The sequence below is a fragment of the Shouchella patagoniensis genome (assembly GCF_002019705.1).
GTDB lineage: Bacteria > Bacillota > Bacilli > Bacillales > Bacillaceae_D > Shouchella > Shouchella patagoniensis.
Genome location: NZ_KV917377.1, coordinates 2,554,143 through 2,568,076, shown reverse-complemented (window position 1 = coordinate 2,568,076; position 13,934 = coordinate 2,554,143). Strand labels below are relative to the sequence as shown.

Here is a 13,934-nt window from a genome sequence, read left to right as displayed (position 1 = left end):
TCTTTTTATTAAAAAGAATCAAATAATACGGGTGCTTCGTTTGGTAAATGATTAAAAAAAGCAAGAATAATCGCTAGGTCACCATGAATTAACCCTTGTTTGAGGTAAAAAGAAGGGCGTTGGTAACCTAATAACAAACCCGTAAGCGTTTGTATGCTCATTTCTAATTGGGGTGCAGTTGTTATTGGTTCACAACGAATCTGTTTTTCTAATGAAAGATCGAATGTTGCTTGATTCCACGATGCATAAGGATCGTTTATTTTGATTGTGTAATAACCGCCACTACGAATAACAAAAGGGTATTGTGTGAGAAAGGCTTTCACATCTACGATTCTCGCCATGAAATATGGACTTGTTTCGGCTTTTGTTTTAGGGTCGGGCAAGAAATAGTGCAAAGCATCTGCGCTAGCTGCTGGTAGTTCAGCTGTCTTTATCATTGAATCATGTTGACCAATAAAGGATAGCAGTGCGTTAAGACCATTCATGTCGTTATAAATCATTTCCTCAGTCTCGAAGTGATCTTCCTCAATCTGATAAACGATATACGCTGTTGGCTCGCCGTCCTCATTTTGGTAAACGGCTGTTGTGTGGCTTTTGTATTTTCGGTTAAGTTCTTCCCACCACCATGATTCACGTTCCAACATTCCGTGAGTTTGTCTGCGTTCATAGACTGCTCGGATAAGGGGATCGAAAAAGGATACACGTGATATGCGGCCTGTCGTTAATGGAGTTGCTTTTGGTAATTGATGCTTGTTTAATGTGTACGTCATTTCATCACAGAGAATTTCCCAGCCAAATGCCCGGTAAAAAGGAACTGAGAAAGGATTAAGGTAGGAAAGCAATTGTCCTTGTGAACGCATGGAATCAAGTGCATGAATAATTAGTTTTTTGACGAGTCCTTTCCGTCGGTATTCAGGGTATGATGCTACCCCTGCAATACCTCCCATTGGCATAGATTTGCCATACACGTTTACTTGGAACGGCAGAATATCTAGTTTTGCTTGGACATTGCCGTTAACTACTTCGCCATAATGAATCGCGTTTTTCCAAGAGGCACGACTAGCAGTACGTCTTTCCTCTGCATCACTGACTTGAAAAGCATAACAACTTAGTTGAAACGCCGCTTCAAATTCCGCATCTGTTAAACGTTGAATGGTCATTATAGTTATTCTCCCCTCTGTGACTTGCTTGAATGGGTCTAGTGTAGCATGGTTCTAAATAATATGATGCTTCTAATTATGGTACAATACGACAAAACAGGTGATATTAAATGAGGTGAAGAGAATGGGCACATCGGTAACAACCTATTTACAAGAGAACCGGGAAGCACACTTGCAGGAATTAAATGATTTTCTTAGATTACAAAGCATTAGTTCCATTTCTGAACATAAACAGGACATACGAGAAACAGCTGATTGGTTAGAAAAGGCGTTTATTCGTGCTGGTATTAAAAATGTTGAAGTTATTGAAACAGCTAAACACCCTGTCGTTTATGCCGAATGGCTTGGTGCAGGCAAGGATGCGAAGACGATTCTTGTGTATGGCCATTATGATGTACAACCAGTTGATCCATTGTATTTATGGGAAACAGAACCTTTTGAGCCAACGGTTCGAGATAATAAGCTTTATGCACGTGGTGCAACGGATGATAAGGGTCAAACGTTTATGCACTTGAAAGCAGTTGAAGCACTATTAAAGACTGAAGGTACGCTACCGTTTAATGTGAAGTTTTTAATTGAAGGGGAGGAAGAAATCGGATCTCCTAACTTGGATGCCTTCGTTGAAAATGAAAAAGAACGCTTAGCCGCTGATGTGCTACTCATTTCAGACACGCCAATGCTTGAAGCTGGTAAGCCTGCTATTTGTACAGGTTTGCGAGGCTTAGCTGCGATTGAAGTTCGAGTCAAAGGAACAAAAGGAGATCTCCATTCTGGCTTGTATGGTGGGGCTGTACAAAACTCTCTCCATGCATTAGTCCAACTGATTGCAACGATGAGAGATGATCAAGGTACGATTACTGTTGATGGGTTTTATGATGGTATAGAAGAGGTACCTGCTGAAGAAATGGAAAGCATCTCTGCACTTGGTGATGGCGATAAAGCGATGAAAGAAGAACTTGGCGTAAATGAGTTATTTGGAGAACCTGGATATACGTCAAGAGAACGTACTTGGATTAGGCCAACACTTGAATTAAACGGGTTGTTTGGAGGCTTTCAAGGCGAAGGTGTGAAAACAATTATTCCTGCGGAAGCTACAGCAAAAATTACGTGCCGTCTTGTTCCTGGACAAGACCCGATTGACATTCTAGAAAAAATTGAAGCGCATATACGCGAAAACACGCCTGCTGGTGTGACGATTACAACGGAGCGCCACGACACCGGAAAGCCATTTGCTGCACCTGTAACGGATGCCGCGTTTGCTGCAGCGGCACGTGCTTATGAGCGTGTTTATAAGACGGAAGTGGCTTATACGAGAATGGGTGGGTCGATTCCAGTAGTTGAAACATTTGATTCACAATTAAAAATACCGATTGTGTTAATGGGTTTTGGTTTACCGAGTGAGAATTTCCACGCACCAAATGAACATTTTCACCTTGAAAACTTTGATAAAGGTTTAGAAACCATAATTGCGTTTTGGGATGAGTATGGAAAAAGTGAATCATAGAAATGGATGAGCGTAAAGCTCATCTTTTTTTTTTGAAAAAAAGGTTTATAGGCGTGTTTAATCGTAATCAAATTTAAACATACTGCAAATAATAGGTCCAAGATGAATACAATCGACCTTAGAATGTAGTAAACTAAGGGTGATATGAATGTATCGTGGAAGGAGTCAATTGCATGGAACCGCAGAAAAAACCAGAGATAAAGTTAATCGCACTTGATATGGATGGTACGTTGCTTAATGATAATCATGAAATATCGGCAGCGAACCGTGAAGCGATTGCCGAAGCTCAAGAAATGAATGTTCATGTAGTGATAGCAACTGGAAGAACGTTAGCTACATGTGGAAAGTACGCCCAGTCACTTGACTTAAAAAATTATGTGGTAACAGCGAATGGTGGAGAAATTTACACTCATGAAGGTGAGCTATTTTCTGCAACCCATTTGGCAGAAGAAGCGGTGGATCATATTTATGAGCTAACAAAAAAACATGGCATCCATGTGTGGGGTGCTTCTGCTGATAATTTGTATCGGGGTGAACTTCCGCCTGATCGACACGATCATGAATGGCTGAAGTTTGGGTTTGATACAGAAGACGATTTGATTCGGGAAAGCATTGTGAATGATTTACGAGAAAAAGGCGTAACGGAAATTACCAATTCAAGCCCAACAAACATAGAAATAAATGCACTGGGTATTAATAAAGCAACTGCGTTAAAACTTGTTTGTGATCAATTAGGAATATCGTTAAATGAAGTGATGGCTGTTGGTGATAGCTTAAATGACATTGCGATGATTGAGGAAGCTGGCCTGGGTGTAGCAATGGGAAATGCGCAAGACGCTGTTAAACGAAGAGCTGATTGGATTACGGCAACAAACCTGAATGACGGAGTTGCTGCAGCAATTCAACGCTGGGTGATCTTGCCAGGTAATATGGATAAAGACAGAGAGTAATTTCTCTGTCTTTTTTTATTGTTTAGGGGAACCTAGAAAACAATAATTCTTGACAAAGTTGAGCTCGGGAATTAAAGTTGCATTAAAGAAACTTTATTGTGGACAGGAAATTATTAAGGGTAAGTGCATATATTAAGAAAAGTGATGGGGAAAGAAGGAGGAGGAAACAAATGATTTTTAAGATAGTGGGAACTGGTTTAATAAGCATTAGCGCAATTACTGCTTTAGTGGCTTGTGGAAATAATGAAGAAGAAGCAGTTGTCTCAGAAGAAAACCCTATTCAAGTGGTCGCTACAATTGCCCAGATCGGTGAACCTCTCGAGGAAATAGGGGGCGATTTAGTCGAGGTTGAGACGGTAATGGGACCTGGTGTTGACCCCCATGTATATGAACCGTCGCAAAGCGATATTCAATTGCTTCAAAATGCGGATGTGATCTTTTATAATGGATTACACTTAGAAGCACAAATGTCTGATGTGTTTAATAATATTGATGTAAATGCCATTGCTGTTGGAGAATCGATTTCAACCGGAGATTTGCTTGAAGATGAAGAAGAAGCTGGTATGGATGATCCCCATATTTGGTTTGACGTACGGCTATGGCAACAAGCGCTTGATACTGCAGTCGAACAACTTAAGGAAATGGCTCCTAATCAAGCTGACTTATTAGAAGAAAACAAGCAAGCTTATTTTGAAGAACTTGAGGAGTTATATACGTATTCAACCGAAACATTTTCGAAAATACCTAGTGAACAACGCATCCTTGTTACTGCTCACGATGCATTCCAATACTTTGGACAAATGAATGATATTGAAGTAATTGGGCTTCAAGGATTAAGTACGGAAGCTGAAGTTGGGATCTCCGATATTCAGTCAACCATTGAGACAATCGTTGATAAGGAAGTTTCAGCTGTATTTATTGAAAGCAGTGTAAATGATTCGTCCATTCAAGCAGTTATTGAAGGTGCCGCTGGATCGGGTTTAGAAGTGGAATTAGGCGGAACCCTATATTCTGATGCAATGGGTGATGAAGGAACAGAAGAAGGAACATATATCGGGATGTATCGCTATAATGTTGATACGATTTATCATGCATTAACAGACTCAGAAGAAGACACACAATGACGTTAAGCGACTAACAGGAGATGAATGAACATGAGTGTGCTTAAAGTAGAAGGGCTAAGTGCGGCATATCGTAAAAACACGGTCTTAAACAATGTGACATTCGAAGTGGAGCAAGGTACGCTCACAGGGATTGTTGGACCTAATGGTGCTGGGAAATCTACATTAATTAAAACGTTATTACAACTGCACCCCCATTTAACTGGAAAAGTAGAATTTTTTGGTTCATCAATTAAAAAAGAAAAAACAAGAGTTGGCTATGTACCCCAACGTGGCTCTGTTGATTGGGACTTTCCAACAGATGCGTTGGATGTAGTGATGATGGGGCTTTACGGTAAAATTGGATGGTTAAAACGACCAACAAAACAACACAAGGAAAAGGCATTGGCAGCACTTGAAAAAGTAAGTATGGTTGATTACGCTAAACGGCAAATTAGCCAACTGTCAGGTGGACAACAGCAACGGGTTTTTCTTGCTAGAGCGCTCATTCAAGAAGCGGACCTGTATTTTATGGATGAGCCCCTTGCTGGTGTAGATGCAGCGACAGAAAGAGCAATCATGGCCATATTAAAAGAGTTGCGGGAGCAAGGGAAAACCGTGCTTGTCGTTCACCATGACTTGCAAACAGTAGAAGATTACTTTGATCAAGTGTTGTTATTAAATAAAACGGTTGTGGCACACGGTTCAACTTCTTCTGTATTTACGCCAGATAATATTACAAAAGCATACGGAGGCGCCGTTCGCTTTATGAAGGAGGCGGCGTACAGTGTCAATTCTAGCATCCGTTAATTTTCAGTGGGTTCTTGTAAGTACGATTATGCTGGGTGTGGCTTCGGGTATGTTTGGCACACTTGCTTACTGGAAAAAACAAAGCTTAATGAGTGATGCGCTCTCTCATGCTGCACTTCCTGGTGTTGTGATTGCTTTTATGATTATGAACGAGAAGAATCTATTTTTATTAATTCTAGGTGCAGCAATGAGCGCATTGCTTGGAGCTTGGTTTATCCATGCAATTAAATCATCAACCCGAATTAAAGAAGATGCAGCGATGGGTATTATTCTTTCTGTTTTTTTTGGAGCTGGCATTGTATTGTTATCAATCGTCAACCGAACCGGCGGGGGGAATCAAAGTGGTCTCGATACGTTTATCTTTGGGCAAGCAGCTAGCATGGTGAGAAGTGATGTGTATACGATGGCTGGGCTTGCCGTTGCCATTATTCTTTTAATTGTCATCGCCTTTAAAGAATGGAAATTGTATTTGTTTGATCCGAATTTTGCGAAGGGACTAGGATTATCTTCCTCTACGATGAACGTACTCTATGTCTTTGGACTTGTCACAACGATCGTTATTGGCATTCAAGCGGTAGGCGTTATTCTAATGGCCGCGTTATTAATTATTCCAGCGGTTAGCGCACGATACTGGACACATTCATTTAAAGTGATGATGATTTTAGCAGCTATTTTTGGTGGTTTGTCTGGTGCCTTGGGTACATTTGTTAGTGCTCAAGGAACAGGTTGGCCAACCGGTCCGTTCATTGTGCTTGCCGCATCTGTTTTCTTCATCGTTTCTCTTGTTTTTGGAAAAGAGAAAGGGTTATTAGTAGAGCGTGTTGAGTTCAAGAATCAACAGAGAAAGGCAATTGCACAAAATGAATTACCAGGTGTGTTGAAAGAAGGTGACCACTAATGGTTTCTTATGAAGGTTGGATTTTAATAACAGGTGCGCTCGTCGGTATTACATGTGGGATTATTGGTGCCTTTCTCGTTTTGAGGCGCATGGCAATGATGGCTGATGCAATAAGTCACACAGTCTTACTAGGGATCGTAGTCGCGTTCATGATTACAAACAGCCTTGAAGGAATCCATATGTTAATAGGAGCAACGATTGCAGGTATTCTCACCACTTTTCTAGTACAATGGTTTCATTCAAAAGGAGTTCAGCATGATGCGTCGATTGGTGTCGTGTTTACATCATTATTTGCATTAGGGGTTATCTTGATTTCGACCCAAGTTGGAAATGTTCATTTAGATGTAAAACATGCATTGATGGGAGAAATTTTATATATACCTTGGAATACAGTGAGTATACTGGGGTTTGACATCCCCGCAGCTACATTAATGTTGTTTATTGTATTAATCATCGTTCTCTTTTTTATTATTGCTTTTTATAAAGAATGGAAAATTACTGCATTTGATCCTGCATTGGCATTAAGTCTTGGATTGCCTGTCGCGTTCTTACATTATTTATTTATGACGCTCGTTTCGATTACAACCGTTGCATCATTTGATGCAGTAGGAGCTATTATGGTCGTAGCGATGTTAATCACTCCTGCAGCGGCTGCTTATCTTTGGACAGAACGCCTTTTGGTTATGATTGGCTTAAGTGCTTTCTTTGGAGCTACTTCAGCAATTAGTGGTTATTATCTCGCTCTTGGGCTCGATAGCTCGGTATCTGGAGCAATGGCACTTATGACAGGTGTGGTGTTTTTAATTAGTTTTATTGGATCACCATCTCATGGCCTGATATCAAAATGGATCAAACCTAGCGTGAAAAACGAAGCAAAGCAAGCTCCATCTTAGGAGCTTGCTTCTTTATGCATGGCTTGAAATTGGCGAAGTTGCCTTGATAAACGGGCAAACTCTTCGTGATTCCGATCATCTAATGCTTTGTCAATTGCAGCACGAAGCAAGTTCATTTGATTCTCGTTTGAGACATAATCAAGCAGATCGGCTGTTTCTTGTTCATATGCTTGAAATTGTTTGTAGTGTCGATAACTTCGATGAATTGGGGACTCAAGCAATTGTTGATATAAATGGTTTAGATGGCGACCGTAAAAATGGACAACCAAATAAATAGGACTGGATGGATTTGTTACGATATCGTCACGTGCTTTAGATACACTTTCCGTTTTTCGCTTACCTTGGACATAATAAAAACCAGGCTCATCTGATTGCGTACTCGCAATAACTAGAGTGCGAGACTGTGGTTGAATCTTCTCGGTAATACGTAACTGGTGAAGGATGTGGGGCGTTGATTGGATATGGATAAGAAGCGCCCGTGCATCTCGTTGTTTTAAGTGGTGCTTGTTAACAAACCATTGCAAAAACTGTTTTTTTAATTGGTCACTCAAGCGCTCCCCTCCTCTCTCTCTATTAAAACATGAAAAAAGCCGTTTCTCTAGAAAAGAGAAACGGCTTTTTGTTTAACTTAAATCACAAATGTTTCTGGCTGGTTTGTCACAACAAGAATAATTTTACCTTGATCAAGCTGTTCTTCCAGTTGTTGCGCTTCATTCTCGCCAAAGCCAAGCTCTTCAAATTTTGCGCGGAGCTCGTCTCCTTTTTTCCGGAATGTGTTTTTAATAGCTGTGCCAAGACCTGTTTCAGAAGCAGTCACTTTATTGGCATCTGCAGTGCTAGCAACACGATCTGTTCGATCATCATCATGCGTAATTACATAAATATCGTCTTCAGAAATATTGCTTGCCTTTAATGCGTTAACAGCAGTAATTACTTCTTCGTCATTAAAAAATTCTTTGTATGCAGGTTTCATTAAAATCGCCTCCTGCTCTATTGAATACCCGTCCAAAGCTGATTAAAACAAGGAAAAAAGACCCAATTTATTGTGGGTCTTTTAGAAGTTCGTAAATAGAGTTATACCGCAGGGGGCTCGTGTTTTTTCAAAATGCGGCCTTCAAATACAAACGGACCAAATGGAATTATCGAAGCAAGACCAGCAAAGAAGGATGTTTTAAAGGTCCATTGTTTGCTAAAGAAAAACGTGGCAACAAATGCCAGATAAACCATAAATAACACACCGTGTGCCATTCCAACAATCGAAACCATTTCAGGCATATCAGCGATGTATTTTAACGGCATAGCGATAAATAACAATAAAAGTAATGATGCGCCTTCAGTGTAACTAATCCATTTAAACATAAGCGTTCCACCTTTTTTATTTTCTACTACTAGTATATCAGGACATGTTGCTCTTATGTATGAAAAGAAAGCGTTAACATCAATCGTCACTCATTCTTCACAAAATGTAGTGAGGTTTAGTGAAAATAAATTATGGGAACAGCCAATACAACATGAACGTAAAAAGGAGCTGTATAAGAAAATGAACCCTCATAAACTTTATATAAACGGTGAATTTGTTGCATCAAAATCAATCGAGACAATTGACGTCATTAATCCAGGAACAGGAGAGGTCATTTCACAAGTCATCGATGCGACGGAAGAGGAAACGAATCAAGCAATTGAATCTGCTTGGGTTGGACAAAAGGAATGGGAGAAAGTCCCACAAGTCGAGCGAGGTCAGATTGTTCGTCAAATTGGTGATGCCATTCAAGCGGATAAGGAAACATTTGCGAGGATGTTAAGTGAAGAACAAGGAAAACCATTGGAAGAGGCCCGTGGTGAGTTAGATCAAGCAATCGGTTTTTTTCATTACATGTCTGAATGGAACCGTAAAATTGGTGGAGAAATTGTTCCAAGTGATGATCCCAATGAGCAAATTCTCATCCAGCGCAAACCAATTGGAGTTGTTGCTGGGATCATCCCGTGGAATTACCCAGTCTTTATCTTTGCAAGAAAAGTGGCAACGGCTCTCATTACAGGTTGTTCTGTCGTCATTAAGCCATCAGAAGAAACACCAAATACGGCAATTGCGTTCTCAGAAGTAATTGATAGCATGGATTTGCCAAATGGAGTATACAATCTCGTCACTGGTAAAGGAGATACGGTTGGTAATCGACTGTCTAGCCATCCGAAAATCGCGATGGTCAGCATGACAGGTAGTGTACCAGCAGGAACAAAGGTAATGGAAGCAGCTGCTCAACATATTACGAAAGTAAATTTAGAACTTGGCGGTAAAGCTCCCATCATTGTATCAAAACATGCAGATTTGGATTTAGCAGTGAAAAACATTAAAGCTTCTCGAATTGAGAATGCTGGACAGGCATGCATTTCTGCCGAGCGTGTGTATGTCCAGGAAGAAGTGGCCGAAGCGTTTACCAAAAAGATGGTTGAGGCAATGAAAGAGATTAAAGTAGGCTATTCCCTTGAAGAAGAAGGGATAGAGATGGGACCAGTTTCAAGTGCTCATCACCTTGAAAAAGTCGAAGAACTTGTGGAAGAAGCAAAAAAACAAGGCGCACATGTTGAGACAGGTGGGAACCGACTCGATTTCGGTAAAGGCTATTACTATGCGCCAACTGTGCTAACAAATGTCCAACATCATATGGACATTATGACTAGCGAAATCTTTGGGCCAGTACTTCCAATTACGACGTATAAGGAGTTTAGTGAGGCAATTGAACTTGCAAATGATTCCATTTATGGTTTGGCATCTGCCCTTTATTCAGATGATTATAACGAGGTCATGCAAGCATCTAGAGATTTACAGTATGGAGAGACGTATGTAAATCGAGATACTGGCGAGGCCATTCAAGGGTATCATGCTGGTATGAGACAATCTGGAATAGGTGGAACGGATGGAAAGAATGGGATTAGTGATTTCTTATCAACACACGTCATGTACTTGGCCTACAATGAGAAAAAATAATGAAATGTAAGCAGGTTGGACTTCTCTCCAACCTGCTTTTTGTTTTGATGCGAGAGGGGCATGGAAGTAAAAGAACAAAACGTTGCGTACATGCTTATGGCTAGGAAGTCTTACTTAATAGCTGTAAAAAGCAGATACTCAAATCAATATGCTATACTTGCGGTGAGGTGAAACAATGAAAACCAATGAAATGGTCATTCATGTAGATGAACGGACAGCGAACAAATTAAAGGGTGGATACCCTTTGTTAGATAAAGAATACGTTAAGATAAACGATGCGGAAGAGGGAGTACTGCTTCACATTAAAGATCGGAGTGGACGGTTTGTAGCAAGAGGCTATTATGGAAAGCAAAATGTAGGGAATGGCTGGGTACTTACAACAAACGAGCAGGAGGGCATCAACCAAGCTTTCTTCCAAAAGAAAATTGCAGCAGCGTTAAATAAGCGTCAAGCTTTGTTTGCTTCAGAGGAAACAACCGCATTTCGTGTATTTAATGGTGAAGGTGATGGGGTTGGTGGACTAACGATTGATTACTACGACGGCTTTTTCGTCATTACCTGGTATAGCGCAGGTATGTATGCTTTCCACAAGGCGATTGTGGCTGCGTTAACGGAGAGCATCGCTTATAAAGGGGTGTATGAGAAAAAAAGATTTGCGACAGATGGAAAATACGTAGATGATGATGATTTTGTTTGTGGTGAGCGAGGAGAATTTCCTTTGATCATAAAGGAGAATGGGATGTTTTATGCTGTCTATTTAAACGATGGACCTATGACGGGAATCTTCTTAGATCAGCGTAATGTGCGCCGGCGGATTCGAGACTCCTATGCTTCTGGTAAACGAGTATTAAATTTGTTTTCGTATACAGGTGCTTTCTCCATAGCTGCGGCTCTAGGTGGTGCAGCTCAAACAACGAGTGTCGATCTTGCAAATCGAAGTAAGCCCAAGACAGAAGAACAATTCTTAATTAATAACATCCTTGTGGAAGATCAGCGCATTATTGTGATGGATGCATTCCGCTATTTTGCATATGCGCAGAAAAAAGGAATTGAATTTGATTTAGTTGTTCTTGATCCTCCTAGTTTTGCTCGTTCAAAAAAGCGAACATTTAGTGCGGCAAAAGATTATACAGGTTTACTGCAAGAAGCAATATCAGTTGTTCCAGATGGTGGATGCATCATTGCATCAACAAATGCAGCGAACGTAGCGCCAAAGCAATTTAAGAAGTTTATCCATGATGCATTCCAAGCTGAAAACCGTGGTTTTAAGATCATTGAGGAGCATGGTGTACCAGAAGACTTTGTCACGACTGCTGCATATCCAAAAGGAAGCTATTTAAAAGTATTAATGATACAAGTAACGAAAAAGGGATGATTTGATGAAGAAAAAAGCAGTTCTCGCAGAAAAACCATCCGTAGCTCGCGATTTAGCGCGTGTTCTAGGAGCCAATCAAAAAGGGAACGGTTATTTTGAAGGGAAAGAGTATATTGTTACTTGGGCATTAGGTCACCTTGTTACACATGCTGACCCGGAGCATTACGGAGAGCAATATAAGACATGGAAGCTTGAAGAACTACCGATGCTACCAAAACGTCTTGAGCTTGTTGTCATTAAACAAACGTCAAAGCAATTCCATACTGTCAAAAAAGTGTTAAACCGTCAAGATGTTGGTGAAATTGTCATTGCAACAGATGCAGGACGTGAAGGCGAACTCGTTGCACGTTGGATTCTCGCGAAAGCACATGTGAAAAAACCGGTGAAACGGTTATGGATTTCTTCGGTAACAGATAAAGCAATAAAAGAAGGCTTTAAAAAACTTAAAGACGGCAAGCAATATGAGAATCTTTATGCAGCAGCGGAAGCTCGAGCAGAGGCAGATTGGTATGTTGGAATGAATGGGACGCGGGCATTAACAACAAAGCATAATGCACAACTGTCATGCGGACGCGTGCAAACACCAACACTTGCCATTCTTGCAGCGCGAGAAAAGGCGATTCAAACCTTTGTGCCGAAATCGTATGAAACGATTCGTGCACTTACTCGAGACGGCGTGACATTGCGTTGGTATGATGGGAAGTCTGGTGATGAGCGATTATTTGATGCGAACCGCGCCAAGGAATTGCAAACGAAACTGCAAAGTTCAGCTTTCAAAATTACAACGGTCCATGCGAAATCAAAGCGTACACCAGCGCCTCCTCTCTATGATTTAACAGAGCTGCAGCGTGAAGCAAATAAACGGTATGGCTACTCTGCAAAAGAAACACTTGGTTCTTTGCAACGATTATATGAACAACATAAAGCGGTCACGTATCCAAGAACGGATTCTCGTTTTCTTTCTTCTGATTTAGTAGAAACGCTTAATGAGCGGTTGCAAGCAGTTGATGTTCAGCCATTCCGGAAAACCGTGGCGCAAGCGAAGAAACAAGGGTTATCCAATGCGAAAAAACAAATGGTGAATGATGCAAAAGTATCTGATCACCATGCCCTTATTCCAACAGAACAAGCAGTGAGTGCAAGTGCAATGAGCGATAAAGAATATAAACTGTACCAACTAATTGTGCGCCGCTTCTTAGCGAATTTCTTCCCTGCAAGTGAATCTGAACAAACGACGGTTGAAGCAGAAGCAAACGGAGAGAAGTTTCGTGCGAAAGGGGAGCGCCTTGTTTCTGCTGGCTGGCGTGCAGAAGATTTGCAAGAAGATGAAGGAGACGTTCAGGACCTGCTTCCGGCAATGCAGAAAGGCGATTCAATTGCAGTAAAGTCTATTAGTCTTGTACAAGGAAAGACGAGTCCGCCACCTCGATTTAATGAAGGAACATTGCTCTCAGCAATGGAAAAACCGGCTCAACATATGGTTGAAAAAGATGCCGAGATTTCGAAGACCCTTGCGGAGGCTGGAGGTATTGGCACGGTTGCGACCCGTGCAGATATTATAGAGAAGTTGTTTGCGAGCTTCTTAGTAGAGAAGAAAGGCAAGGACCTGTATGTCACTTCAAAAGCAAAACAATTACTCGACTTAGTACCTGAAGAATTAAAGTCACCTGCTTTGACGGCGGAGTGGGAGCAACGTTTGGAGAAAATTGTTCAAGGGAAAGAAAAAAAATCTGCTTTTATTGCGGAAATGAAAGAATATGCAAAATCAGTTGTTGGTCAAGTGAAAGCCGATACAACAACGTTTCGTCATGATAATAAAACAGGTGAGAAATGTCCCGAATGTGGAAAGTTCCTGCTTGAAGTGAATGGCAAGAAAGGAAAAATGCGTGTATGCCAAGACCGTGGATGTGGCTACCGCAAAAACATTGCCATGACAACAAATGCGCGCTGCCCGAAATGCAAAAAGAAACTTGAACTTCGTGGGCAAGGTGAGGGTCAAGTGTTTGCTTGTATTTGTGGACATCGTGAGAAAAAAGCGCAATTTGAGCAACGACGAAAACAAAATAAGAACAAAAACGTCTCTAAAAAAGAAGTAAATAACTATATGAAGCAACAGAAGAAAGAAGATTTTTCGAACTCAGCATTAGCGGATCAATTAGCGAAGCTTGGGTTAAATAAAGATAAATGATGATGAGAACCTCCACAATTCACTTTGTGGAGGTTTTTTATATGCTTTAAAGAATTAACTCTTTAGGCGC

At 40.9% G+C, this 13,934-nt stretch carries 13 protein-coding genes; 9 read left to right on the top strand and 4 right to left on the bottom strand.

The features are described from left to right. Window positions 1-8: 8 nt before the first annotated feature. Window positions 9-1,160, bottom strand: coding sequence for a GNAT family N-acetyltransferase (locus BK584_RS13580; protein ID WP_078393109.1), 1,152 nt, complete (start codon window positions 1,158-1,160; stop codon window positions 9-11). 124 nt (window positions 1,161-1,284) lie between these two features. On the opposite strand from BK584_RS13580, the gene BK584_RS13575 reads away from it, so the two are divergent. From BK584_RS13575 to BK584_RS13550, 6 genes are all read left to right on the top strand, one after another. After that, on the top strand, window positions 1,285-2,664 hold the full coding sequence (locus BK584_RS13575; RefSeq protein ID WP_078393108.1) for a dipeptidase: 1,380 nt from the start codon (window positions 1,285-1,287) through the stop codon (window positions 2,662-2,664). Between the two features lie 173 nt (window positions 2,665-2,837). Further along, window positions 2,838-3,614 (top strand): Cof-type HAD-IIB family hydrolase, encoded by a 777-nt coding sequence (locus BK584_RS13570; protein ID WP_078393107.1) that lies wholly within the window; start codon window positions 2,838-2,840, stop codon window positions 3,612-3,614. 170 nt (window positions 3,615-3,784) lie between these two features. Then, a complete protein-coding gene (locus BK584_RS13565; RefSeq protein ID WP_078393106.1) occupies window positions 3,785-4,738 on the top strand; it encodes a metal ABC transporter solute-binding protein, Zn/Mn family in 954 nt (317 codons plus the stop codon). Between the two features lie 30 nt (window positions 4,739-4,768). After that, the gene (locus BK584_RS13560; protein WP_078393105.1) at window positions 4,769-5,524 is read left to right on the top strand and encodes a metal ABC transporter ATP-binding protein; all 756 of its coding nucleotides are present in this window, start codon (window positions 4,769-4,771) and stop codon (window positions 5,522-5,524) included. A 28-nt stretch (window positions 5,525-5,552) separates the two neighbouring features. Then, a complete protein-coding gene (locus BK584_RS13555; protein ID WP_245809009.1) occupies window positions 5,553-6,422 on the top strand; it encodes a metal ABC transporter permease in 870 nt (289 codons plus the stop codon). Continuing rightward, a complete protein-coding gene (locus BK584_RS13550; RefSeq protein WP_078393103.1) occupies window positions 6,422-7,315 on the top strand; it encodes a metal ABC transporter permease in 894 nt (297 codons plus the stop codon). The genes BK584_RS13555 and BK584_RS13550 overlap by 1 nt, the downstream gene beginning before the upstream one ends. Here BK584_RS13550 and BK584_RS13545 read toward each other — a convergent pair. From BK584_RS13545 to BK584_RS13535, 3 genes are all read right to left on the bottom strand, one after another. Further along, window positions 7,312-7,866, bottom strand: coding sequence for a YpiB family protein (locus BK584_RS13545; RefSeq protein ID WP_078393102.1), 555 nt, complete (start codon window positions 7,864-7,866; stop codon window positions 7,312-7,314). The genes BK584_RS13550 and BK584_RS13545 overlap by 4 nt on opposite strands. Before the next feature lie 77 nt (window positions 7,867-7,943). Next, window positions 7,944-8,288 (bottom strand): YflT domain-containing protein, encoded by a 345-nt coding sequence (locus BK584_RS13540; RefSeq protein ID WP_078393101.1) that lies wholly within the window; start codon window positions 8,286-8,288, stop codon window positions 7,944-7,946. 101 nt (window positions 8,289-8,389) lie between these two features. Further along, window positions 8,390-8,674: a DUF3817 domain-containing protein gene (locus BK584_RS13535; RefSeq protein ID WP_078393100.1), complete on the bottom strand. Its 285-nt coding sequence runs from the start codon at window positions 8,672-8,674 to the stop codon at window positions 8,390-8,392. 55 nt (window positions 8,675-8,729) lie between these two features. Here BK584_RS13535 and aldA point away from each other — a divergent pair, with 55 nt between their 5' ends. The 3 genes from aldA (at window position 8,730) to BK584_RS13520 (ending at window position 13,864) form a co-directional block, all read left to right on the top strand. Continuing rightward, window positions 8,730-10,301, top strand: a complete 1,572-nt coding sequence (gene aldA / locus BK584_RS13530) for an aldehyde dehydrogenase (RefSeq protein WP_367579294.1) — start codon at window positions 8,730-8,732, stop codon at window positions 10,299-10,301. A 175-nt stretch (window positions 10,302-10,476) separates the two neighbouring features. After that, entirely contained in the window at window positions 10,477-11,676 is a 1,200-nt protein-coding gene (locus BK584_RS13525) for a class I SAM-dependent rRNA methyltransferase (RefSeq protein WP_078393099.1), read from the top strand. Between the two features lie 4 nt (window positions 11,677-11,680). Continuing rightward, window positions 11,681-13,864 carry a DNA topoisomerase III gene (locus tag BK584_RS13520; RefSeq protein WP_078393098.1) on the top strand — a complete coding sequence of 728 codons (2,184 nt, stop codon included), beginning with the start codon at window positions 11,681-11,683 and terminating at the stop codon, window positions 13,862-13,864. The last annotated feature ends 70 nt before the right edge of the window (window positions 13,865-13,934 follow it).